Annotated in this window: 22 protein-coding genes; 7 read left to right on the forward strand and 15 right to left on the reverse strand. The window is 40.3% G+C overall.

The genetic code is table 11. From position 1 onward, the window contains the following. The first annotated feature begins 45 nt into the window (after nt 1–45). The 7 genes from HZB59_11140 (at nt 46) to HZB59_11170 (ending at nt 7000) form a co-directional block, all read left to right on the forward strand. Nucleotides 46–1077 carry a carboxypeptidase regulatory-like domain-containing protein gene (locus HZB59_11140; protein MBI5021979.1) on the forward strand — a complete coding sequence of 344 codons (1032 nt, stop codon included), beginning with the start codon at nt 46–48 and terminating at the stop codon, nt 1075–1077. Between the two features lie 15 nt (nt 1078–1092). Then, a complete protein-coding gene (locus HZB59_11145; GenBank protein MBI5021980.1) occupies nt 1093–1767 on the forward strand; it encodes a chitosanase in 675 nt (224 codons plus the stop codon). Nucleotides 1768–1808: 41 nt separating this feature from the next. Next, nucleotides 1809–2204, forward strand: coding sequence for a hypothetical protein (locus HZB59_11150; protein MBI5021981.1), 396 nt, complete (start codon nt 1809–1811; stop codon nt 2202–2204). Between the two features lie 13 nt (nt 2205–2217). Further along, nucleotides 2218–3279 carry a hypothetical protein gene (locus HZB59_11155; GenBank protein ID MBI5021982.1) on the forward strand — a complete coding sequence of 354 codons (1062 nt, stop codon included), beginning with the start codon at nt 2218–2220 and terminating at the stop codon, nt 3277–3279. A 192-nt stretch (nt 3280–3471) separates the two neighbouring features. Next, nucleotides 3472–4038: a T9SS type A sorting domain-containing protein gene (locus tag HZB59_11160; protein MBI5021983.1), complete on the forward strand. Its 567-nt coding sequence runs from the start codon at nt 3472–3474 to the stop codon at nt 4036–4038. Between the two features lie 189 nt (nt 4039–4227). After that, complete coding sequence (locus HZB59_11165; protein ID MBI5021984.1) at nt 4228–5367, forward strand: hypothetical protein; 1140 nt, start codon at nt 4228–4230, stop codon at nt 5365–5367. A 247-nt stretch (nt 5368–5614) separates the two neighbouring features. After that, a complete protein-coding gene (locus HZB59_11170) occupies nt 5615–7000 on the forward strand; it encodes a sigma-54-dependent Fis family transcriptional regulator (GenBank protein MBI5021985.1) in 1386 nt (461 codons plus the stop codon). Here HZB59_11170 and HZB59_11175 read toward each other — a convergent pair. The 15 genes from HZB59_11175 to ettA form a co-directional block, all read right to left on the reverse strand. Then, nucleotides 6988–7755: an amidohydrolase family protein gene (locus tag HZB59_11175; GenBank protein ID MBI5021986.1), complete on the reverse strand. Its 768-nt coding sequence runs from the start codon at nt 7753–7755 to the stop codon at nt 6988–6990. The two genes, HZB59_11170 and HZB59_11175, sit on opposite strands and share 13 nt — an antisense overlap. Before the next feature lie 19 nt (nt 7756–7774). Next, nucleotides 7775–8788, reverse strand: a complete 1014-nt coding sequence (locus tag HZB59_11180) for a DUF4157 domain-containing protein (GenBank protein MBI5021987.1) — start codon at nt 8786–8788, stop codon at nt 7775–7777. Nucleotides 8789–8883: 95 nt separating this feature from the next. Beyond that, a complete protein-coding gene (locus HZB59_11185) occupies nt 8884–10833 on the reverse strand; it encodes a hypothetical protein (GenBank protein MBI5021988.1) in 1950 nt (649 codons plus the stop codon). Further along, nucleotides 10830–12134, reverse strand: a complete 1305-nt coding sequence (locus tag HZB59_11190) for a hypothetical protein (protein ID MBI5021989.1) — start codon at nt 12132–12134, stop codon at nt 10830–10832. The genes HZB59_11185 and HZB59_11190 overlap by 4 nt, the downstream gene beginning before the upstream one ends. 20 nt (nt 12135–12154) lie before the next feature. Then, nucleotides 12155–12958, reverse strand: a complete 804-nt coding sequence (locus HZB59_11195) for a hypothetical protein (GenBank protein MBI5021990.1) — start codon at nt 12956–12958, stop codon at nt 12155–12157. Between the two features lie 465 nt (nt 12959–13423). After that, nucleotides 13424–14977, reverse strand: a complete 1554-nt coding sequence (locus HZB59_11200) for an OmpA family protein (protein MBI5021991.1) — start codon at nt 14975–14977, stop codon at nt 13424–13426. Nucleotides 14978–15094: 117 nt separating this feature from the next. Continuing rightward, nucleotides 15095–15673 (reverse strand): GNAT family N-acetyltransferase, encoded by a 579-nt coding sequence (locus HZB59_11205; GenBank protein ID MBI5021992.1) that lies wholly within the window; start codon nt 15671–15673, stop codon nt 15095–15097. A gap of 4 nt (nt 15674–15677) precedes the next feature. Further along, entirely contained in the window at nt 15678–16760 is a 1083-nt protein-coding gene (locus tag HZB59_11210) for an Ig-like domain-containing protein (GenBank protein ID MBI5021993.1), read from the reverse strand. A gap of 98 nt (nt 16761–16858) precedes the next feature. Further along, entirely contained in the window at nt 16859–18826 is a 1968-nt protein-coding gene (locus HZB59_11215; protein MBI5021994.1) for an ATP-binding cassette domain-containing protein, read from the reverse strand. Nucleotides 18827–19320: 494 nt separating this feature from the next. Continuing rightward, complete coding sequence (locus tag HZB59_11220) at nt 19321–20169, reverse strand: pirin family protein (protein MBI5021995.1); 849 nt, start codon at nt 20167–20169, stop codon at nt 19321–19323. 13 nt (nt 20170–20182) lie between these two features. Further along, nucleotides 20183–20740 (reverse strand): class I SAM-dependent methyltransferase, encoded by a 558-nt coding sequence (locus HZB59_11225; GenBank protein ID MBI5021996.1) that lies wholly within the window; start codon nt 20738–20740, stop codon nt 20183–20185. A gap of 27 nt (nt 20741–20767) precedes the next feature. Further along, the gene (locus HZB59_11230) at nt 20768–22408 is read right to left on the reverse strand and encodes a T9SS type A sorting domain-containing protein (GenBank protein MBI5021997.1); all 1641 of its coding nucleotides are present in this window, start codon (nt 22406–22408) and stop codon (nt 20768–20770) included. 309 nt (nt 22409–22717) lie between these two features. Beyond that, nucleotides 22718–23089, reverse strand: coding sequence for a DUF1801 domain-containing protein (locus HZB59_11235; GenBank protein MBI5021998.1), 372 nt, complete (start codon nt 23087–23089; stop codon nt 22718–22720). A 138-nt stretch (nt 23090–23227) separates the two neighbouring features. After that, nucleotides 23228–23671: a hypothetical protein gene (locus HZB59_11240; protein ID MBI5021999.1), complete on the reverse strand. Its 444-nt coding sequence runs from the start codon at nt 23669–23671 to the stop codon at nt 23228–23230. Between the two features lie 757 nt (nt 23672–24428). Next, nucleotides 24429–26099, reverse strand: a complete 1671-nt coding sequence (gene ettA / locus HZB59_11245) for an energy-dependent translational throttle protein EttA (GenBank protein ID MBI5022000.1) — start codon at nt 26097–26099, stop codon at nt 24429–24431. Nucleotides 26100–26199 lie beyond the last annotated feature (100 nt).

Raw genomic sequence — 26199 nt, forward strand, 5'->3', positions numbered from 1 at the left:
CAATAATGATCCATAACCAACAAAATTAAGAACTAAGGAGAAATTATGGCATTTCAATTCTTATATACTATGCGCGACTTTCTAAACAGCACTGAAGGAAAATTCATAAAATACTGGACTTCTTTGTTGCTGATTTTAGTGGCCTTTTATCTATATCTTCACTTTAATGTTTCCGGAAGTATAGATAAAAGACTGACAAAGGACGAGATCACAACCGTAACATTGATCTTGACCGACACATCGTCGCAAAATGCGGTTAACTGTTCGCAACTCGATTCCACGCGAAAGGTAAAAGCTATCGAATTCATACTCAACCAGTTGAGCCCTATAGATGATAGCGCCGTTGTGAAACTTAACCGGCAAACCGCACCTCTGAACATTCCTACGATGATCGCCATGCTGCCGACAATTAGCGTTTCCTCGGGTTATTTTTTCTGGCTAAACACCGATTGGAAATATTTTGAAGTTATTTTCTGGACGATCTTCGGAGTGATTGCAAACTTATTGTATAAATCATCCGGCACAATCGGGGAAGGAAAATTCGATCGGACAAAAGAGTTGACACTTTATACAGCGAAGATATATTACGCTCCGCTCATCAGTTTGATCATAGTATTCAGCTACTCCGTGCTGTCGTCATCGAACGAGGTTTATTTCGACAACACGTCGCTGGAGCTGTTGGTATTCTCATTTATTCTGGGATTCTTTTCATCGCGGGCGGTTGAGCTGCTTAATAAGCTCAAGGATGTTCTGCTTCCGGGCGGGAAAGGAGAAGAAGAGCCCGTAACGGCATCGCTAACAGGCAAGGTCGAGCCACCGGCAGGCACACCTGCAATGAATCTGGAAGATACCGAGATAACACTTACGCCGCTGCACGGAAATGAACCTGAGTTGACTACCAAAGCAGACGATGAAGGAAAGTATTCATTTTCGAATTTCAAACCTGGAGAGTACAAGCTCGAGGCAAAACTATTGGACGAGGGTACCGGCACGTTTACAGCATTGGTGGAGAAAATTGCGATAACGAAGATCGGTTCCACTTCTGCTAACCCCATGATTCTAAAAAAACAACAATAGGCAAAGGGGGGCAATATGAATTTAGAAGATGCAAAACAAATTGTTCAGCGTGTTGTGAATGTGTTTGAAACCGGAACTCCAACCGGCAAATATGACGCGTTGGTTATTTACAAAGATGGTAAAAATGGAAGCCGACAGATTACATTTGGCAGGAGCCAGACAACGGAACAAGGGAACCTCAAGACCTTACTCTACTTATATATACAGCAAAACGGGAAATATGCTGCTGATCTCCAGCCGTATCTTGAGAAGGTCGGAAAGATCTCGCTGGTCGATGACCCGGCCTTTAAGAACCTCTTAATCAAAGCGGCTGCTGATGATACGGTGATGCGGGCAACGCAGGATTCTTTTTTCGACAAGTTGTATTACAATCCCGCGATTGAATTTTGCACCATGAATGGACTTGCCCTGCCGTTAAGTTTACTTGTGGTGTACGACAGCTATATCCATTCCGGCGGTGTGCCACGGTTTCTCCGAAAACGTTTTGGTGAATTCCCCCCGGCCTCCGGCGGTGATGAAAAACGGTGGACAACATCGTACGTCGACGTAAGGCACCAATGGTTGAAGTACCATTCCAATCCATTGCTTCAAAAGACTATTTATCGGACACAATGTTTCAAAGACCAGATCGCCATAGATAATTGGGACTTGGATAAGCTGCCTATAATGGCAAATGGTGTGGCGGTGTAATGTAAAATGTATAATAATCAAATATTTTTAAAGGAGTACCTATGCCTGTACCAATTCTGAAAAAGATAAAAATTTCTGCTGATGGAGGGATTGTTACAGCAGAATTAAAATTTGAAACGTTATTGCTTTGCACCTACCGTATTGATCTAACCGAAGCGGAACGGAATGGGAGTGTAGGTGATTTTCCTGAACATGGAGATAATAGCAATCCCGAGGATGATTTGTATAAGTTACCAACTCCCAATTCAAAGAATGACAAGCGAAAGCTTTGGGTTGCCACATCTATCATAGATCAAGTTGGAATCGGCGGCGGATATAAAATCGATCTTATAGTTAAACAGGGTGATATTATTCTGGATGAATTAACTACCGGTAAAAAAATCATAAAGAATGAAGATTGCCGGCAGGAATTTTTTATTGTGGAGTTTTTGGTTTAAGAAGGATTTAATTATGACAAAATATTTTATTCGTTCGTTATATTTATCAGTTATTTTCCTATCAATCAATAACGCTATCATCGCTCAGTCTGATGCAGAAGAAAGTTTTAACCGTCTCAACGATAAGCAAGGTGTGCAAAATGGGCTAGTAGATTATGCCGTGCCAGATCTTCCCGCATTAAAAATATTCGGAAAAGAAACCGAATTCATCACACGTCCCGGAACAGTAAGAGATATCAGCATAGGACTTGGGAATTTATTTCAGAGCGTCGGAGCGTTGGAAATTTCGCCTGCGCTTTTATTATTCAAGGTATCACTTTCATCGTATCAACAATCTCCATTTTTGTACAGAACCAGAATATCTGTTTCTGTTAACTCACCAGCTAACGGCATGCGTGAGGTGGGTTGGGGTTTGCGGTTTACGATTATAGACGATGCCGATCTTCGAACCGATAAAATTCTACAATCAACTCTCATCTCAGTTGGACGCGAACTTGATTCTTTGTCGCTTGAATGGATAAAATCCCTACCGATAGAAGTCTTATCCGATTCAGCGAGTTTCAACGAGGAATATGATAAATTCTTATCGCCATCATACAGTAATAAAATCAAAGAAGCAAGGGAAGAGGCGAAGAAAAGAAACTGGAATAAACCGATACTTGAGTTTGCAGTTGCCGGCAGCGCAGTAAGTCCTGATTCAACATTAAAAAGATTTTCACAATCGGCTTATGCATTTTGGCTGACCGGAGGTTTTCTATTTTTAGAAGAAGACGGACAAATTGTTTTCGGGTTGAACGGTTTGGCACGCAGAAGCGAATCAAATAAGATAGACGATATGCGTGGTTCATTCGCTCTACGAGGTTATTACGGCAGTAACAGCATCAAGGGATTTATTGAATGTGACTGGAAGGCAGTAAAGAAAGATCTCCCGTATTTTTGCCTAAATGCTGGTGGCGAGTTGAATCTTCTTAACGGTGTATGGGTAGATTGCGCTCTCGGGATCATTAAACAAAGTAACGAAGAAGCGAAATTCACAAGTTCATTAAACATCAAAATAGCAACACCGGAATTATGATGTTGCAATAATTGGAAAATTATTCGAAAGGAGTGAATTATGAAAACGAAACTCATTATCATGGCTCTTTTATTAACCTCGAATATTGTATTTGCTCAACAAGATTCAGTCTATTCAACTGTTTCTAATGATACAGTTACAATTTGGAACACTGATATAGAAGCGAACTGTGCTGTAGAGTTCGGATATTCAATGATTATGCTTGATAGTAATATTATTGTCTTAACCGAAATTGATACCTCCGGACGATTTGCACGCTGTATTTGCATGTTCGAACTTCAGCATCAATTAATCGGTGTTGGTTCCGGTCATTATGATGTTGAAGTGTATCGTGCATTTCTCCAGAAATACGGTTACCCTAAAGATACCACAATATTCATTGGCACAACTTCCTTCGATGTTGGAAATATTTTTATGCCGCCAGTGATGTCAAATTTTATTCAAAGCCCATGCGGTGGTTTTGTCGGTGTGAATGCAGGCGTGACGGATGAATCTCGAAGATTCGGGTTATCCCAGAATTATCCGAATCCTTTTAATCCGTTAACCGTAATTCGTTATCAATTGCCGATTTCGGGCTGGGTAACGATGAAGGTGTATGATGTAATTGGCCGCGATGTAGTAACCCTCGTTAATGAATTTAAGAAGATCGGAAGTTATGAAGTTAAGTATGATGGTACGAAATTACCGGCAGGAGTATATTTTTATAGATTGATTTCGGGTAATTACAGCAAAACAAAAAAATTAGTTCTGTTGAAGTGATGCCACTCGCCAATAAGACAGTAGATGATAGCGCTACGATGAAGCGACTGAAATTCTCGGTAAAACACTCGCAATAGAACCAGATCATCCGAAAGCAAAGCGGACAATCGATGCTGCACGAAAAGCAAAGAAAATGAGTTGAAAATTTTCAACATCATGAATAATAAAAATAAAATTGAGGAATTTTTTATGGAAAAGTCCAATTCAATTGCGATACTTGTAATACACGGTATTGGTGAACAAGATCCGTTTGAAACGCTTGAAAACTTTACGGGGAAATTCTGGGATGAATTGAAAAGTTATTACCCGCAAATGGCTCAGCGTGGAATAAACAAAGTGAAAGCGCGTGATAAATGGACACAAAATTACATATCACTTAACACGGGAGTTGAATACCCATCTACGGTTGACATCTACGAATATTTCTGGGCATACAAACCGCAGGGGAAAGTTAAGTTTAATGAAGTGGTTGAGTGGTTAGTAAAGACTTCATTGGGTGCCGGGAAGTTTTATAAACAATATTTTAATGAGCATCCCGAAAAACGCAAAAAATATAAAGAAGCCGCGCCGGATATGTTTAAGGGAGATGATTTTGTTAAGTACGGATATCTGCAATATATCGGGTGGGCTATAAGAATTCTGAGTTGGCTTGTCTCGTTTATGCCTACGAATTTAAAATGGTTGATATCTCCGCCGTTGAAATGGTTTGAGCAGAAAGCTATCGATTATCTGGGCGATGTAGTTGTCTATACTACCACCGATATGAAGTCGCCTTACTTTGCAACACGGTCAGAAATACTTTACGGCGCAGTTGAGGAGATAAAGACGTTGATGCTTGACGAAAGATACAATAAAATTGTAGTAGTCGGTCATTCGCTCGGCAGTGTCATAGCTTATGACGCGTTGAACCGTATCAATCATGCTTTGAATCTGGGTACAATTAAGCCAAAACCCATAGGGACAATCACAGGGCTTGTAACATTCGGGTCGCCGCTAGATAAGGTAGCATTTTTCTTCAGCGAAATAACTCATGAAGAGGAGGAGCTTCGCCGTCAAATTTTGGCACATTATCACAGCTTCAGGATTTTGCCGATAGATAAAAGTAAAATGAGGCATCAACTTGAAGAATCTTTTAAGCCAATGCTCAAAGATGTTCAATGGATAAATTACTGGCATCCAAATGATAAAGTAAGCGGGCCACTGGATTTTTATCTCGTTGACGATAATATCGAAGTGGAAGAAAAAGATTGGACTGTTAGCCACGCACACAACAATTATTGGAAATATGGAAAGATGTACAAAGATATCGTTGAGAGGTTTTTCATTTGATCTGATTAAGCCTCCGACTTCAGGCTAAGAGTTGCTCGATTAGATATTATACAGCGCATGAAATACCAGAGTCCTTATTTCAAATTAATTCGATATTTCGTAAAGAGAGATCAATCCGATTGCATTAAAGAGGCAAGATAATAATACTAAATATTTGTAAGCAGCATATTGTAAATTATTTGTGATAAAATTAATCAATTGTGAAAATGAAGAAAGAAATTCTATTTTCGGTTAGTATCATAATATCATGCCAGTCCAAAAAGTATGGATATATTTTCATCGTAATTTTGACCCACTTTATCAAAACAGAATTCTAAATAGATTTGAAAATGCAGGTCTTGAAACGATTCTCTACAAGGGAGAACTACATTCGTTTCCCGGTATAATTATGTTCGATAGTATTGATCCAATTCTCAATGGGATTCTACTTCATAATACTGAAGTTAGTATGGGAAGGATATTAGCGATAGCAATCGATAAAAGTATGCTGACAAATAACATCTCCTGGCAATTACTGAATGCCGGAGCGTCTGATGTATTGACGTGGCAAGATTCTGATGATTTTGTTCAAAATATTTTGAAGCGGATAAAACGCTGGGAAACAATCGATGGTATAGTTCAATCACCATTGGTGCAAAATAATTTGATCGGAGAATCTGTTAAATGGAAATGCTTGCTTCAACAAATTGTTGAAATCGCGTATTACACCGATGCATCTGTTTTAATAACGGGAGAAACCGGAACGGGCAAAGAGCTTGTTGCGCGTTTAATTCATTCATTGGATCAACGTGAGAAAAAAGGTGATTTGGTAATTGTTGATTGTACAACGATTGTTCCTGAGCTATCAGGTAGTGAGTTTTTTGGACATGAGCGAGGTGCATATACGGGCGCGATACAAAGTCGCGATGGTGCTTTTGCCCTTGCTAACAATGGGACATTGTTCTTAGATGAAGTTGGGGAGCTACCTCTCCATCTGCAAGCTGAGTTGATGAGAGTTATTCAGGAAGGAACATATAAGCGTGTTGGAAGTAATGTATGGCAGAATACTAAATTCCGCTTAATATGTGCAACAAACAAAAACCTGACAAGAGAACTAAAGGATGGGCATTTCCGGCATGATTTCTATTATCGCATTGCAGGTTACAATTGCAATCTACTACCGTTGAGAGAACGAACCGAAGATATCCTTTCACTGGTAAAATTTTTTCTTAATCAACAAAACAATAATAGTGAACCGTTTGAAGTGGATGAATGTTTGAGAGCATATTTAATCATGCGGGATTATCCGGGTAATATTCGGGACTTAAAACAACTTGTTTCCCGGATTATGTATCGTCATGTAGGCAAGGGTCCAATCACAATAGGTGATATTCCTGAAGATGAACGCCCACACTTTGAAGAAAAAAGGTCTCAATGGTGCGATCAGACATTCGAATCATGCATACGAAAAGCTTTATTATGTGGAGTAAAATTGAAAGAGATAGGTAAGATTGCAGAAAATATTGCCATTGGAATAACAGAGAAAGAAACAAACGGTAATCTACGCCATGCTGCTGAAAAGTTGGGAGTCACAAATCGAACGTTACAGCTACGAAGGGCAAATTCGAAAGAGAATCATTTTCACAAGAATTGATATTTGAAAGATGGATTACTTGCAACAACTTCAGTATGTTTAATCAATCTCAGAATATTACGACAAAGGATTAATTCATTTTCGTAGTGTGATAAATTTAAAGCGTAGATTTTTGACAATTCGACTCCCGGATGAAGCCATGGACCATCTGTTCCGAAGATAATCTTCACCGCACCCGCCCGATGAACAGCTTCTTCGAGAATATCAAACCGACGAACACCAGAGGTATCAGTATAAATATTTGTATATGATACTAGGTATTTAATTAATCCTGTCTGTGCTTTCCAGTCATCACCAAAACTGCCAAGATGTGGTATGATAAAAGAAACATCGGGATATTCCTGAGCGAGAAATTCAACCTGAGATATTTCTCCCATAAGATCATAGAGTATCGGTAGTGAAAATCTCCGTGCAGCTTCACACACTTCACGTGTGATTGAAGCATCGTGCCTATGAACTTTAATGCCACAAAAACCAAATTGCTCAACTGTTTCTTTTACCATATCATGAATTCGTCCCCGATCTCGCTGAGCATGTACAAATACAAAACCATAAAAGCGATTTGGATTTATCGTAACAATGCGGGCAACTTCTCGATTTGAGATTGGGTAATTTGGTGAGAGCGTTGAGAAAAGAATAGTTTTGGTAATACCTACTTCGCCAGCACGGATTAAATATCTTTCAAGTGGTGCTATTGAACCTTCTATCCCTGTTAATCCGTAGTTTTGACCTGTATGGCAATGGGAATCGATTATTGACACAAAGACAATATATTCATTGAACTTCGTGAGAAATATATTCGCTCCATGAAGGAGGTAGACTTAAAGGATGCCCTCTCCGGTTATCAATTTGATCTTTGTACATTTTCCAATAATACAAAACCTCGTATGTATTCTGGCGTGCATCTTCCCACCCATAATGTTCCCTTATTCTTCCATCTGGTGTTCTAAATGCTCTAGAGTCGGGGTCCAACAAATAAGGATCGTCATGTCCCCTACCGATCGCCCCCTCCCCATGGGCACCCCTATCTTGAGCGACATGTAATGCTCTTCCCAGGAAAATAATTGCTTGATTGAAGTTTCCATTACTGTAATTTTGAATTGCATTACCTAAATATTCATCTTGTTTTTGTTTGTTTAATCTTCTGGCGTGTTCAACAGTCGTCGTATAATTTGCACCTTCTCCGTGGTCGGGCCCCTCCCCACGCCTTATACCGGTTAAATATAAGGATGTTTGAGCGCTTGGCAATCCTATCGGAAATGGCCATCCTGGTATATGAAATAATCTTCCTTGATAATCAGTGTAAGTTGATTCCCTTTCCAACCTCGCGATAAAATTGTTATCTGTGATCCCTACTCTTCTGGTACCCTCACGAGTTAGACTTGTATGGTACTGTGATGACCAAAAGCTGATCATATTTTCTCCATGGTGTTCAATGACATGCGTTATTTCGTGGGTCAACACGCAGAATTGATTATTTAAGTCTTGTGAGTAAATTGCGCGTTGAATAAAGATATCATTTGCCGATGCGAAAGCAATCGTTTTTAGTTCTCGTAGGATTCTATCAGCTTTCTCATCAACGTGTAATCGTACATGCTTTAAACTCTGATGAAACGAATTTTCCATTTTATCCAGAATTCCTGCGTCGAGTTGTTTCCCTAAAGATCTTTCCGAATCGATTATATTTGTTAACGATATACCCACTGTTTCTTTTAATGGTAAAATCGCATCTTCAATATTAGTATCATGATTTTGAATATTTAATAATGTTATGTGTTTATTTAACATATATGATACCTTTTATTAAAATTGTTTGTTTGATATTGAATAATATATGGTTGATCCTTTTTAAATTGTTTCATTATTATTGAATCACAATTTAGTTATCTTCTCTGCATCTGTGCTGCCAACCGGTTACGCAAATGGATAGATGGTTGAATCACATGTTGTGGTCCTCTATCTTTCGATGTAAGATCAACACCGGTAACGGCACGATATGCATGGGTGTACCGCTGGATTTCCGACCTCCAGTATCGAGCCCAATTTGCTGCTTGAGGTGGGAAGTTAACAATACTCCATGCACCATATCTGATTGAAAGCAACAATTGTTCTCCAAATGTTGCAAGATCTGAAAATTCTCTCGCTGATACATCTACCCACCCTTGTAATGTTTTCATTGTATCAACACAATCCATCCATTCTTCAGGATAAGGTACCATGATCCGCCCGCGGAGGAATTCACGAATTTCAGGACGAGAAAGGATCCATTGCTCGATTAACATCTCTTGGCGAGCTGTGGATGGTAAATCACCGAATTGATTATGGGCTCCTTCGGAAAGCAAGAAATGAACTTCTCTAAGACCATTCAGGACCGGGAAACCATCGGCAATTACTGTTGTATCATCGTCTTGCTTGAAGAATATCGAGCAAAGATACATCAGATGATTGAAAGCTTCGAGGAATTTTGATCGTCGGTCAGCACTTTGCAGATACTGCGGTGCCTGACCATCCAATTTTAATCCGTAGTGATGCTCGTATTCATATATTCTCCGCTTCACGTTTAAACGATGTTGTTCGTCCTGTATATATCCCCAAAGGATATTATTTAGCGGTCGTAATGGGTCAATTTCTAGAGATGCTAATGGATCTCTCCCTCTGCCATCATGAATGTTCTGGAACCGGCGGCTAATAGCATTCAGGGTGTTTACCAACATGCCTTCTTCATGCCAGTAAGACCAAATTAATTCGATTAAACATGGATCGGTTAATTTTGATTTAAGGATACCATAGCAATCACCAGAGGGTAGCATGTCACCAGTTTTTAAAGGTAATTCTTTTAGTCTGTTGCGTATAATATGAAAGTAAATTGGTAATACCCCTTCACCCTCTAAAATTTTTAGATAATCGTCTCTCATGTGTTGAATATCTTGAATTGAAACATCTCTTCCTATACGGATGGATTCTTCGTGTGGATCTATTGAGTTTGGGATCATTGTACCACATTCTTGCATGATAAATAGTTCTGTAGCGACTTTAAGTAAATTGTAAGCATCAACGCTCGGGAAAGGTAAACGAATGTTGAAATCTTTTCCTTTTCGCTCCTTCTTTTTATATATTTTATCTTCAAGAGGTTTACAGCACATAATATCATCAATATATTTTTTGTATTGGTTAAATTTTAGAGTCCGATTACGTATTATTACCCAGAGAGCTTGATCATCTGTTTTAGATGTGTGTGTTCTATTTAAAGTGACTGATAGATTATCACCAGATTGTAGAGGCATAGGTAATATTTCTATGGTTGCTCTATCTTCAGCTAATATGTTGGCATCTTTAACTAGCATAGCCTTAACAAGATATACACCCTCTTTGGTATCTTTTGTATTCCACTCTGCGGTATTACCATGGGTTTCAAAATTTCTCAGATTTTTGGTGTCCCATTTGAAACCAAATCCCTTTTTTATTAATACATCTAAATTCTCTGAAGGTATCGCTTCAAAAGATACAACACCACCTATATTTATTGAAGCTGGCGAAGGAACGAGAACGATAGATGGATTATTAAGGAGTAAAAATTCATGTATTATGGGTGCGTCCTTATTATCTTTTTTTTGGATTGTAAATCTATATTCTCCACTTCTTAGATTAGTAAAAGTGAAATAAAACTTATCGTCCGTTGCCTGATTGTATGTCACCCAAATATTAGGTATTTGTTCATCTTCAGTTATATTTTCGAGAGTCCATTCGAGATTATTTTCAACTTCTTTTGGGGATAAGAACAGTATTAAATGACTCAGTGATAAATATAAATTTTTTGCATCTTCGAATTTCATAATTGTTCTCCTATTAATAATTTTGAATATATAATTTTCTTATTATAGTTATCAGATGTTGGAACAGCACTATTAGCTGCCCAATAAGTTAGCATATTTGATAGTATTTTACTTTCAATCTCTGCCGTCAATTTGCCACTTGTTCGTGCCTGCCCAATTACAGCAAAAGCTAATGTTGGTGATACCTCTCGCATCCGATGTGGCATTGATTTCCATGAGTAAAAATAGTACATCAGTTTTTCCGGTCTACGTTGTTCTACCTCCATAATACTTCGTAAAGAGTGACCCATCAGCGTTTTAGGACAATGATTGAGGAGTATTTTTACTAAATCCGGTATTTGGGCTTGTATAGTTTTTATTATTTTTATTTTATCTTGCTCTAAACCAGAAAATGGATACATAGCAGACCATAGGGCTGCAAGTTGAGTCCATTGCGGGTGAGGATACATCGCCTGCCCGATTGCACAACTAATCATTACTCGTAGAAATGGCATTGGATGTGGATCTTCAGTGTCTAAACGGAATACAAAAACACGCGGTAAACTAACAACACCTATTAAACCCATAGATGCTGTTATGCCAACTTTTGCTACACTCCAAAAGTCAGCCAGAATTTCGGAAATCCATCGCTCGAAAAGCATCCACGCGAATTTTTCCGGACCTGCTCGGAGTTGTCTTTCTTGCAGCTCTGGTTTAATGGAATTAACCAGATCCAAGAGTGCAGAAGCTTGATGTCCTACCTCGTGTACGAGTGACGATGCGATTCCATAACCTACTAAACGTTCGCGAGGTACGCGGATTATTGCAACAGGGTTTTCCGAACCACCTGGTAACCTTGTTTTAACTCTTCGTATTGCAGCACCTATACCGCGATCTACGTAGCAGACTACTGGTGGTGGTTTGAAGAAATTTCCGGGAAGCTGTAGTGCATCCGTTGCGAGGTTGTCCAAGCCCGCAATCCAAACACCTGTTCCGTGTTCACTTCGTTGGGAAATTACATCGGCAAAAATATCGAAATGCGTTAGCACATTGTTAAAAGATAATTTCAACGTGCAGAATCGTCTTTGTGCTTCTTCTGCCGGAGCATTCCTTCCTTCTGGACTTTGCAGCCATTGGATAAATTTATCAACCGAGGATCTAAGCTTCGTATGTACTATTATCATGTGATTTTCGATTGCATTCTGAGCAGCATGTGAAATAGCGGCTGAAGGTACCATTGGCATGGTTAAAGAAAAGGGTCTGAGTTGTGCCAGTCGCATAAGGAGTGCACGTGCTTCACTATCTAAGAAATATTTTGCCATGCAATGAACCGACATTGCTATCAAGCTCCCTGCACTATAATTTGGTTGCCTTGACGAATCCAAGTTCCCCCATTTTGTTGCCCGCCCATCGGAGGTGCGAAACCAGTATCACCACTGGGGTAATCCATGGGGGGAGGTGTTCCCAACGGGGGCATGGGTGGAACAGCAACTGGGGGTGGAGGTGCATATTGTGAGGGATTCATTTGTGCGGCAACATTTAGTAAACCGGGAGCGAATTGTGATAATGTTTGGTTAATGGCGGATCTTGCAGCGTTGATGGGATTAACTCTTGGTGGCGCTTGAAGGGCTCTTTTCGCTGCGATACCTAATACTCGTGTTACTCTTTTGCCAACTTCAAAATCTCTATCCTCTCCGCTCATACCCGACAGTTCTAGTCCTAGTGCCTGACCAGCCATATTCGATAATTGTCCACCAACCATCGATCCTACAGGACCACCAAAGAATCCGCCAATTGCCCGACCGGCAAGCGGTAATGCAGCTCTTGCTATAGGTTTTAAGAATGATCCAATTGCCCGACCGATCGGTGAACGTACTACACGCCCCAATGTCCGGCCAACCCGACGAATGAATCTACCGAGAAATCGGTCAAGTTCTCCTTCGTTAGTAATTTCTAAAAATTCTGTGGCAAGTTCCATTATCTCTTCCTCGCTTAGCGGGGATTCGTAAGTGGTGGCTTCCTGGTATGCTGTTTCATATTGTCCTCCTCCTGTTTCACCGAATGTTTCTTGAAACTCGAAGTATTCCGGTTGTAGCTCACCTGGTTGGGAGCTGTATTCTCCTGATCCGCGATTGATATTATACATTTAGTGTCTCCTTAAAAATTTAAAATGAGCAAATTGATAAAACGGATTTGTATCCTCAGTTTACAAGAATTATGCCATCGATTAGATCGCTTAGATTTGAGGGATGCAGCGAAAAAATATTCGTATTTAAATAAATCATTGTTTCAATGTGGGAAAAAGATTTCGCGTAATAAAATGTTCCTATAGGAACACTCAAATAAAAAATTTATTAAACCAAAGTTGAAAGATATTCAAGGTAAAAAATGTGCAAAGATTGATAAAGTATGCTAGTGGGCTTTTAGATTCTTGGAGGAAATATTGAAGAATAAGATAAAGATAGGTTATTAAATAAGGACCATCATAAATATTAGGAGTATAGTCAGATTTACAAAAAAATGATAGGGAAAGATAGAAAATGATGATATTTTCAAACAAAAAAGCCCTCGCTTTTGGCAAGGGCTTTTTAAGTTTATGAATTCTTATTTGTTACTTTGTTCGCATGAATTCAATACGACGATTCTTCTGCTTTCCTTCATCGGTCGTATTCGGTGCGATAGGTTTATCGGGACCAAAACCTGTTGTTGTGATTCTGTCGCTGCCGATTCCCTTATTCACTAACCATGTCTTTACAGCGTCTGCACGGCGTTTTGATAACTTCATGTTGGAATCATGTTTGCCGACATTATCTGTATGCCCCTGAATGTCTACATAGATTTCAGGATGCCTGTCGAGTGTGTTAAACGCCTGCATCAAAATTTCTTCTGAAACAGGTGTAATCTCCGCACTGCCGGTTTTGAACACGATGCCATCAAGCACTATCGGTACGTTGACTTCGGTTTTTAATTCCTGTTGAATTTTAGGAACATCGTCACTCGGGTCAACCGGGTTGGTGCCATTTGTAATCTCTTTACCATCATCTACTGTCCCGCCGTCTGTATCTTGCTTCAATGGATCTGTTTGATATTTATTTATTTCATCTCCATCTTTCAATCCATCACCGTCGGTGTCCGGATTCAGCGGATCGGTTTTATATTTAAGAACTTCATCGCCGTCCATCAATCCATCGTTGTCTGTATTCGGATTCACCGGACTTGTTTTGAACTTCAAAACTTCGTCTCCGTCTTTTAATCCATCACCATCTGTATCCAAACTAAGAGGATCGGTTTTGTAATTATTTACCTCATCACCGTCGTTTAAACCATCTCCATCGGCGTCGATCTTAAGTGGATTTGTTTTATATTTTTTTATTTCATCTCCATCCTTTAAACCGTCGTTATCCGTATCGGCTTTAAGGGGATTTGTTTGATATGTTCTTACTTCCATACCATCCATTAAACCATCACCGTCGGTATCAGCGTTGTCCGGATCGGTTCCTAATTCTTCTTCCTCGTTATTTGTTAAACCATCTTTATCGTTATCGCGCGATCCGCCGCCCATAGCAAATAGGAAACCTATACCGCCTGAATAATATGCGTCGTTGGGTTCGCCATGGCGGTAATAGTTTAAGTTATCTGTTAAAGAATAATTCGCGCCACCGCTTATGTCGAGAATTAATTTTTCGGAAAGCGGAATTTCAAAACCCAAGCCCGCAGGGATAATCCCGGTCCAGCCATCTTTCTCAACCGATTTCGGCGAAACAGATTTTGGAAGTGAAGTAACTCTGTACTTTATTCCGCCGGCTCCAGCATATAGATACGGATTCCATGAATCGCTTTCAGCTAAGTTCAATATGAATCTCATATCGATCGGTATAATTTCGGAACGATAATAGGCGCGCTGAAAATCGAGACCCGCATAAGATCCATACCCTGCGCCAAGTTCCATCTGGAACCCGCCGCCTAATTCGAATCGTCCGAGCCATCGTACTAAATATGATCCCTTTAAGCCCTGACTCTCCCAAAATTCAGTTTCGGGAAGGACTCCATTAAATTGTAATCCTGTTTTAAAACCGTAATCATGAATCTGAGCTGTGGCTGTGAATGAAGGAAGTAACAGCAGTATTGTTAATGCCACTAATCCCAAAAAAGCTAAAAATCTCATAAAAACTCCAAAAATGTGGATATAAAGTGAATGTAAGTATTGATACTGTGGATTGAAATATTATAACGCTGATCGGTCTTAAAAGGTTCATCTGAAATAATTTTTAGATTGTGATTTTCATAAATAGTATCTCATTATCGGTCGGGCCTCAGACCACCTTTTCGCGATTCTAAAACCTGCTTTTTTAAATGAAGATAAAAATCCGGTCCATGCGAACGCTGCCGGCATGTTATCTGAGTAGGGAAGGATAGGATATGCTTCTAAAATTTTCACTTTCTTTTTTTTACAGATGCCGATCACACCTTTCAGCAACTCAACGGAATATCCTTTGCACCGGAATTCTTTCGCAAGGAAGAAGCAAGTTATAGACCAAACCGGCTCGTTATCTATTCGCTTCAGTACACGCGAGTCTTCAAGTTTGATATATTTTTCTCGTGGGGCAACAGCGCACCAGCCGATAGGCTTGCCATTCAGATAAGATATGACACCGATTTGTTCATTCTTGTCGACCAATTTTTTTATCGCCCGCTTGTTGCCATCTCCTTTTTTCTTTTCGAAATCAGCACGGCTTAACCGCCACGACATGCACCAGCAACCGCCGCAAGCGCCACGGTCACCAAAGAGTGTTTCAAAATCTTTCCACGTATTTATGGTTAATGATTTAAAAGTTAATTTTGTTTTCGAAGAACCCAACATCTTTTTATTGAATAGTTTTAAAAGAAAAAATGTATGGTGATGTCATTGTATCTGCTGATATCGATTTAAGCGGCGTTGAGAGAGTTATGGTGTATGTGGTGTTGGATAACAATATTCCCGATGGTTTGAAATAGAAATAATTTGAAGGATAGTAATATGAAAATTGGAATGTACCGGCTGTGCTTGGTGTAATTGTGAACGAGTTTTTTACCGAGGATGTGTCGATGTTTATTGTAAAATAACAACTGATCCATTCGGTCGGATAAACATTCTGCTGCCCATCAAATGGGTATGTGCTCGATACTCTGAAAGGGGTCGTTCTGAATCGAAGCAGGAAGGGAGAACGGAGGTTATTGCCGTCCGAGTCTCTCAAACCTGTTGAAATAGTAACTTGATAAACAGTATTCGATTTGAGTACAGAGTCAGGTCTGAATGATAATTCGTATCTCGACCAGACTGATTGATACCATTTTCCTTTTAACGGTGGGGAAAATGTAATATTATCCAGGATAGTATTTGTATCGATGCAGGAATTAAAAAAGATATAGATAGATTGGCTTTGGTAAACATTCGTGTCGTTCTGAGCCGGAGAGGAATTGATGATCCTGAATTCCGGTTCAGGTATTATCTCTTTCCTATAATCGGATTCTAATTTTAAATTTGTAACGTCAGTCACTTCTTTTTTAACAACGATGATGTACGGTTTTGCAACCTTAAACATTCCATTGATAGGGAATTCAAAGGTCTGCCCGTCACCGGAAAATCCTGCCGATGCATATAATTGAGCAAAACCTTCTTCGCTCGGTAATAAAGAAACATTGGGAAGAACAGTATATCCGACCATAATTTTATTGAAGCGAATCATCAGTCTTCCGGGATAATATCCAATCGGCAGGGTATCGGTTTTTGACGATTGTTTATCCCATTCCCTGTAGTAATGCCGTGGAGAATCTAACCATGCCCACACAATTCGGGGAGCGACAGCCGGATCAGCCGGATCTTCGTAACCCGGGGAGGAAGCATCGGTACAACCCCAAAAGCATAAAAGTGGCAGGAGAGAGACAAATAGAATTATGATAGTTTTCATAATTGCCGACCTTTCTATTTATGTATAAAGTCGATCAAAATTTTAGCATCAGAAGAATTTAAAGAATGAATGCTTAATAATCAAATCTAAAATTTCTATTATTTTTCTTTTTGTTCGATTTCGGATATCTTTTCGGTTATTTCACTCCACGAAGAGTATACCGCCTCCAATTTTGTTTGCAATTCTTTGTACTCGTGATTGACTTTCTTTGCCTGATCGCTATTTTTATAGAAATCGGGATTTCCCATAGATGCTTCAATTTCAAGTTTTCTGGATTCCATGGACGAAATATCTTTTTCTAATTTTTCAATTTGCTGTTTGTAGGGTGATAGAATCTTGTAAAGCTTATTCCGCCGTTCAGCTTCTAGGCGTTTACGTTCTTTCTCCGAAAGAGAATTGTCCTTTGATGCGATATGAGATTCGGGATGTGAGATTTGAGGTCCCTTGGAAGTGGCATCGCGTTCTTCTTTTTTCTTTGATAAGTAGGTAGAGACATTACCGAGGTATGTTCGGATTCCAACCGGACTAAATTCAATAACTTTGTTGATTATCGGGTCGAGAAATGCGCGGTCATGCGAGACAATCACGTATGTTCCGTCATATTCCCGCAGCGCATCCTGTAAAACTTTTTTCGAGCGCATATCGAGATGGTTCGTAGGTTCATCCATGATTAAAAAATTAGCCGGCTGCAATAACATTTTCGCAAGAGCAAGCCGACTTTTTTCACCGCCCGATAACACCGAAACTTTTTTAAAAACATCATCACCATGAAAAAGAAAAGAACCGAGAATCGTTCTCAACTTCGTGCGAATTTCTCCAACCGCTACATCATCAACTATCTGTATCACTTCTCTGGAAAGATCGAGCTCTTCGGCCTGATGCTGTCCGAAGTACGAAAGTATCACGTTGTGTCCCAGCTTTCGTTCTCCGGCTTGGAACGGTTCTGAACCGGAGAGAATTCTGACAAATGTGGATTTCCCCGATCCGTTAACACCGACAACGGCGATTTTATCTCCGCGTTCAATTGTAAAGTTCAAACCTTCAAAAACTTTTAACTCTCCATAGCTTTTGCAGATGTTCTTCAAACTTATAACCACCACACCGCTTTGCTGCGGCGCAGGAAAATGAAAGCGGATTTCTTCTTCATCGTTTTCAATTTCAATCCGTTCGATCTTGTCGAGTTGTTTAACCCGGCTTTGTACCTGACGGGCTTTTGTCGCTTTATAACGGAATCTCTCAATGAATCTTTCTGTCTGGGCTAACTGTCGCTGCTGATTTTTGAAAGCGTTAACTTGTTGTTCTTTTCTGATTATCTTTTCTGTTTCGTAAAAAGAATAATTTCCCGAGTAAATCTCAAACTTACCCATGCTTAGAGCTAAGGTTTTTGTGGTGAGAGAATCGAGAAATGCCCTGTCGTGCGAAACAAGTATAATTGCTCCATTGTAATTGCGTAAATATTCTTCAAGCCATTGGAGCGAATCGATATCGAGGTGATTGGTCGGTTCATCGAGCAGAAGAAGCGATGGCTCTTGCAGAAGGAGCTTCGCCAGCGCGATCCGCATTTGCCACCCGCCGCTGAATTCTTCGGTTTGTCTTTCAAAATCTGTAACTACAAAACCGAGTCCCATTAATACACGCTCGATTTTTGATTTCATCCGAAATGCATCGAGGTCTTCCAACTTATGCTGAAGTTCGCCGTAGATTTCAAGCGTATCGGCATATTCTTCGGTTGCAGGATCGATGATGCTCATCTTCTGATGTGCTTCTTCGATTTCTTCCTGGATGAGCATTATATCTTCAAAAGCAGTCTCAACTTCTTTGTAGAGCGATTTACCCGAAGCAATCACGCCATCTTGCGGAAGATATCCAACCGTTACGTATCGCGCTTTACTGATGATTCCGTCATCCGATTGATTGATACCCGCGATGATTTTGAGAAGAGTTGATTTGCCCGTACCGTTAGAGCCGACCAAACCGATCCGATCGTGAGCCCCGATGGTGAGTGATACATCATCGAACAATGTTCGTCCACCGAATTGGATTGATATGTGGTCTAATGAAAGCAAGGATTAGTATTAAGTAGCTGAGTATTATGTAGTTGAAAAAAAAATCTGAAGCACGAAATCCTAAACCCTGAACAATTTCTAAACATGAATGTTCTAATTCTGGAAACCGTTCGCTTGACAAGCATTTAGAATTTATGGCTTTGAATTTATTTAGGATTTATCAGCCGAAGGCTGATGCGCCTCTGGCGCAGATATTAGTATTTAGTGATTAGAATGAATATACGAAAATGTGGGGTGAGATTGAAAACGGGTGGAGAACTATTTTATAAACGTTCCGTTGTAATACTTCTCAAACGCTATCTTCCATTTTACTTGCGAGTTAAATGCGGTTGGTCTGTGGCATAAATATTTTGGACTCATCCCCCAACCCCTTCTCTATATGTAGAGAAGGGGAGAAGTTCGGCCCAAGAAAAACGTCCCTCTCTAAAGGTAGAGAGGGACTACAGGGTGAGTCCAGGATAAGTTATTATTTACAAATGTAATTTATCTATTCTCTATTTTATAAACGTTCCGTTATTATACTCTTCAAACGCAATCTTCAATTCGGCTTGAGTGTTCATTACAATCGGTCCGTACCAGGCAATCGGCTCGCCTATAGGTTTGCCGGAGATCAATAAGAACCGGGCGGGGCTATCTTTCGTTGATACATTTATTTGTTCTCCATCTTTGAACAAGACGAGATTTTGATGGTTAACCATTTTCATCTCATCCGAGAAATAAGCCTCACCTTCAATCAAATAGGCAAAGACTTTATGTCCCGGTTTTGTATGATACGTGAATTGTGTTTTAGCCGGCACGGTTATATCAAGATATTCCGGATCTATCACAATATCCTGAACAGGTCCTTTAGTGCCGGATACTTCTCCGCAGATTATTTTTATCTTGACGTTATTCGATAGAACAACTTCGGGAATTTGGTCATTCTTAACATCACGGTAACGTGGTTTCATCATCTTATCTGTTTTTGGGAGATTCGCCCACAGTTGAAATCCCATATTCCAACCATCTTTATCACCCATGGGCATCTCCTGATGTATAATTCCGCTTCCCGCCGTCATCCATTGAACATCACCGGAACCGATGATTCCTTTGTTCCCCATGCTGTCACCATGTTCAACTTTTCCCTTGAGAATGTATGTGATCGTTTCTATACCGCGGTGTGGATGCCACGGAAATCCTTTTAAGTAATTTTGCGGAATATTTGAACCGAAGTGATCGAATAATAAAAAAGGATCGAATAACGGAACCTCGTTGAAACCAAAACCGCGTTTCAAATGAACCCCGGCGCCTTCAATAGTCGGGGTCGCTGAAAATATTTTTATTACTGATCGGTTCTTGCTCATATGGTTGAATAAATCAGTGACTCGGATTCAGACGATAAAAATCCATGTGCTTTAGTTGGAATTTTTCTATATGAAAGCCGGCGGCGGTTGCGTTCTTCTCGATCTCTTCCGATTTGAGGCGATGTTCAATCGGTGGTCCCTGTTCTTCATCGAGATAGGGCCACTCAAGAACGACCACTCTTTTCCTGGCAACGCGCTTCGCTTCGGTGAGTGCTTTAAAAATGTTGTCTGTTTCGTGTAAGACGTGGATCAATATAACTATATCAAAAGAATCATCCGGATAAGGAATATCTTCGGCAACTCCTTTTTGGAATTGAGCTTCCGGCACGATTGATTTTGCTATCTCAAGCAATTCAATGTTCGGATCGATGCCGGTGACCTGAATTTTATGTTTTGTAAATGCTTCGGCGAATATCCCCGTTCCTGTTCCGACATCTAAAAGATTTTTTACTTTCAATCCTTCAATACTAAGTTCAACAACTAGCTCAACCTCCAGCAGAGCCATTCTCTCTGGGCGGCGCAAACGATCTGCGTCACCGCTGAAGCGGCGCTCATGTAAGTGCTTTGTCATCTTGGTTTGAGAGAAAGAGTAATAGTATCATTTCAGTAAAATTAATTTTTTGGTCTCTACAGAATTGCCTGACTGCAATCGGTAATAATAGAAACCGCTTGAGAATCTGCCTGAGGAAGATGCGTCCCAATTCACGGTATACGAACCGGCTTGTTTAACTTCATTCACGAGAGTAGCAACTTCCCGACCCAGCAGATCAAATATCTTCAGAGTCACTAATCCCTGATCTGAAATCCGAAATCCGAAATTGGTCGACGGATTGAACGGATTCGGATAATTCTGATCAAGAGCGAATGATGTGGGAATTTGTTCACTCGGTGGAGGTGGTGGAGTTTCGTTTCCGGCGATAATTGAAACCGGCGTCGCCGTTCCGCTTGAATTAAAGAATAACTGTCCATCTTGATTAGATTTGACCCAATAACCCAAACCGGGTCTTAATGTATCGGCTATAAAGTACGATGAATTGTATCCGAAGAACTGACTCACAAAAATTCCCGGACTCGCGCTGATATCAGAAACAGATATCGGATTTGTCGGCGAGCCGATCAAATTCCATCCCTCAACAACATCAATAGTATCGGTAATAATATCAAATCCGTTTAAATTGAAATTTTGGTTTGATGGAAATTTAATCCAATACCCAACGCCATTTTCTAATGTATCACTACGTAAATAACCTCCGGTGTACGCGTATGCAGATGAGATGGCGGTTGGGAATAATTCTGATTTCAGCGTGGCGGTGGTTAGTTTCGGAAGAGATATTATATTCCAACCGGATTTTACCGACATTGTGTATGATGTGGGAATTGTTAGAGCTGATGTAATTATATCCCCAGTCGAATAATAAGTATTGAAGTTTAACAATCTGCCTACCGTAGGAGCGATATCAACTTGGGTGTGTCGAACCGAGTCGATTTTATTGATCGGTGTATCGGGTCCTAACATGAGCAATGAGATATGCCTGCAACCCTCGCATCCGTCGCCGTGAGAACTGAAATTAGTCGTATGTCTGCCGTGATCGTTGGTGATGATCAATGTTGTTTTATCTTTATAAATTGGATCGGATTGGATAAAACTCCAAAGCTCATTAACACAGCTATCTGCACGCTGAAGTTTCTCGATGTAATTCGACCAAGGACCGTCGTGGGCTGCGCGGTCGGTGCCTGCAAGATTAGTGATGATTAAGTGCGGATGTGAATTTGTGATTACATCCTTTACATTTTCTAATGTATAAACATCATTGTATTGATAAGCAGTTGTATCGATTGTTGCCCCATAAGAAGAACCGTACTCAGCGTGATCGCTTGCCGAGAGGATATCAAGTTTAGTTTTGCCCAGCACAACAAAAGTTTGAGAAGCCGGCGCGCTTTTTTCTTTTCTGAAATATTCGAAGACAGTCGGTTTGTGCGGCAGTTCTCCCCCGTCGTTCAAGATCGATTGCCAGGTACCTGTGAGAATGGTGGAGTGTCCTGAATTGGTTTGCGTGACACCATCATTATAGAATGAGGTGAAGATTGTTCCCAGCGGACGAAGATCGTTCCAAATATGCTGGATATATTGATGAGTTGGGTCGCCAAATGTTTCTGAGTATCTTGGACCATCAATCACGGCGATCACCACATTTTCCGTTTGCTGGCTGTATAAATTCCCTCCCAAAATAATCATCAAAATCAATATTAAAAAAGAACTATTTCTCATCTGCGCCTGATTCAATCGTACTGATATCTAAAAGGTTTATTCTAATAAAAGGTATGAAAAAGGAAAGAGAGTTACAAGAGATGCTTGTATTGCCTCTGTTTATCTTTATTTCTTCACTTTAACCAAGATTGAAGCTCGATTACATTTCCTTCCGGATCGGTTACGTAACACCATGTTACTTTTGATTGAGGTGATGGTTGAAGAGTAACAATTTCACCGACAATTTTATCTTCGTGTTTCTTGCTTTTATTTATTTACGATGCAACACGAAGAATTATCCTACTCTTTCCATTTACCATCGTTCTTTATACTTTCTCGAACGCGGAACTCTGCAATTTTGCGGATGAGCGACAGAGGCAGAGGTTTCTCCATCGGAAATTGTATCGATCCTTTGCCTGACTTGTATTTCGATAGATTCTTTTCAAATGCTTTCACTGCCGACGGTGTAGGGAAGAAACCGATATGATTTTTGAATGCGGCAAACATAACCAATATTCTCTGATAGGAGAATGCAGGCATACCCCATTTTATGCTTTCTGTTGCGCCTGGGGCAGCTTTACGGATGCACGAACGCATTTCGCGTAGCTTTGCTCTCGCTTCTTTCGGAGCGGCGTTAATATATTCGGTTATGGTTTTGGGTTTTGATTTTATTGGAGTCATATTTTGTTCTCAATGAAAAGTTAGCTGATAGATTTTTAACAATCCTTTGCGATTAGATTTGAGTGGGCGTATTATGGTTTGAGTGGCATTTGTAATTCCCACAGCTTGATTCGCTGGTTTGGTAGTTTTTTATTGATCAAGCCGAATATATTTAAGAAACAACTCATCAGTGGTCTTATATTGGCTTTTTAGCCATTTATAATGTTCACTCATTTGTTTTGCAAATGCTTCTCTCTCTGGTCCAATAGGTAAACTTTTATTCTTCAATTCTTCCTGAACGGATTGAAGTTTAATAGCACGATTATAAATAGAGTCAAGATGAGCTTTCATCTCACCTTTAAATAAAAATTTTGCCTCTTTGGTGTCTCGTAAAAATTCTAAAACTTCATCCCATGTAGAATCACCTTTTTGTGAAATCCCTGAAAGGAATTTCATAATGGCTTCATATATTTTGAGGCGTCGATCGTAAAGGTCTAATCGAACGCGGTATTCTTGGATTTTGAATTGTCTATAAGCTATCCAGAGCGCTATAAGTGCAATAATTGGGGTTAGAAATCCTGATAGTTGATTCATAGTTTTAGTATGTGGAAACTTATTAATAAATATTCTAACTATTCATTATTCCGCCAAAGGCGGATAAATCCGCCACAAAGATTGGCGGGTGAAACTGCACGGTTATTTATTAAGTTTAATCCTCCGTGGTTCTTCGTATCCCTTCGTGTATCTTCGTGTAAATATTTTCACGGAGCCACACGAAGATCAATCATCGATTTAAATCGTTTAAAATTTCATTAAACGTATTAAATATATTATCCAAAATCAAATCGCTCTTTGTAATGGGAAAGGTGTGGATAGGAACCAGTTAAAAGTGGTTGACCAAAAAAGTAAGAATAGGAGTCATTCCGAACTTGGTTCGGAATCTGAACATAGCAAAACTACTTGCTTTGCATAGATGCTGAAATAAATTCAGCATGACCCTAGACTTTATGGATAACCTCCACAGGGATGTCTAAGAATCGCCAAAAGAACACACCCCTAATTCCCCCTTCATTAGGAATTAAGCTAAATTAAGAGGGGACTTTTTCACGGGTGTCACGAACCCCCGCCTGCTGCGGGCAGGAATTCGTGATACTACAGTGATAAAATTGTTAGTGTCATGGTGTGGACCATAACACCGAGGTAACACACCCCTAAATCCACTCTCGTCAGGAATAAAGCTTAATTAAGAGGGGACTTTTTCACGGGTGTCGCGAATCAATTCGTGACACAACCACGATGTCACTATTTGTGTCATGGTGTGGACCATGACACCCCTGCACAGGCGACTTTTTTATCGCATAAGCTTTTTATACTTAATCCTGCGTGGTCTGTCGGCTTCAATCCCTAATTGTTTTCTGCGGTGCTCTTCGAATTCGGAATAATTTCCATCAAACCAAATTGCTTCGCTGTCTCCTTCAAATGCAAGTATGTGTGTCGCAACGCGGTCTAAGAACCATCTATCGTGAGAGATGATAACGGCGCAGCCGGCAAAGTTTTCCAACGCTTCCTCGAGCGCGCGGAGCGTGTTCACGTCGAGATCGTTTGTCGGTTCGTCGAGCAAAAGAACATTCGCGCCTGTTCTTAAAATTTTTGCAAGATGCACGCGATTGCGCTCGCCGCCCGAAAGAACTCCGACCGGTTTCTGCTGATCTGTTCCGCTAAAATTAAATCGAGCTACATAGGCGCGCGAGTTTACTTCGCGGTTTCCCAACTTGATTAAATCTTCGCCGCCCGAAATTTCCTGCCAAATCGTTTTGTTGGGATCGAGTGGCCTGTTTTGATCGACGTATGCGAGCTTCACAGTTTCGCCGATTGTAATTGTACCGCTCTCAGGTTTTTCAACTCCGGTGATCATACGAAAAAGTGTTGTCTTACCGGCACCGTTCGGTCCTATAATGCCGATTATTCCACCTGCGGGTAAATTGAAATTGAGATTTTCATACAAAATAATATCGCCATATGCTTTGGCAACATTTTCTGCGCGGATGACCACATCGCCAAGCCGCGGTCCGGGAGGAATGAATATTTCAAGTTCCTCGCTTCGCTTTTCGTTATCTTCTTCAAGCATTTTTTCGTAAGCGGTTATGCGTGCTTTGCTTTTCGCGTGTCGGCCCTTTGGATTTAATCGAACCCATTCTAATTCGCGCTGTAAAACTTTTTGGCGCTTTGATTCCTGTTTTTCTTCGAGCCTCAGACGTGCCTGTTTTTGTTCAAGCCATGATGAATAATTTCCCTCGAACGGAATTCCTTCTCCGCGGTCAAGTTCTAAAATCCATCCTGCAACGTTATCAAGGAAGTAACGGTCGTGTGTTACCGCGATTACAGTCCCTTTATATTGGGAAAGAAAATGTTCAAGCCACGCTACAGATTCGGCATCTAAATGGTTTGTCGGTTCATCAAGTAATAAAACATCCGGCTCTTGCAAAAGTAAACGGCACAATGCAACCCGCCGCCGCTCACCGCCTGAAATTACCGATACAGATGTTTCGGATGGCGGACACCGTAACGCATCCATTGCCTGTTCCAATTTACTGTCAATATCCCACGCGCCGAGATGATCGATTCTTTCCTGAAGCTTAGCTTGTTTATCGAGCAGCACATCATAGTCAGCATCAGGTTCCGAAAATTTTGCGCTGATAGCTTCGTACTCTTTAACAAGATTAACCGTTGCTTGTGCGCCTTCCTCGACAATCTGTTTTACTGTTTTGGTTGGGTCTAATTCCGGTTCCTGCGAAAGATAACCGAACGTAATATCTTTCTGCGAAGTAATCTGACCGATATAGTCCTGATCGATACCGGCGATGATGCGAAGAAGAGTGCTTTTACCGGCGCCATTCAACCCGAGCACTCCAATTTTTGCACCGTAAAAAAACGAAAGATAAATATCTTTTAAAACCTGCTTGTTGGGCTTGTGAACTTTGCCAACACCGATCATTGAGAAGATGATTTTATTGTCTGCCATATTTTAATAAGATGATTTTTATTATTAATTGATGAATCAATAAACTCGAAGCACTGAATCCAAAATTCTAATAAATATCGAAATTCCAATGCTCAAATTC

This window comes from Ignavibacteriales bacterium (assembly GCA_016214905.1).
Taxonomy (GTDB): Bacteria; Bacteroidota; Ignavibacteria; order UBA10030; family SZUA-254; genus PNNN01.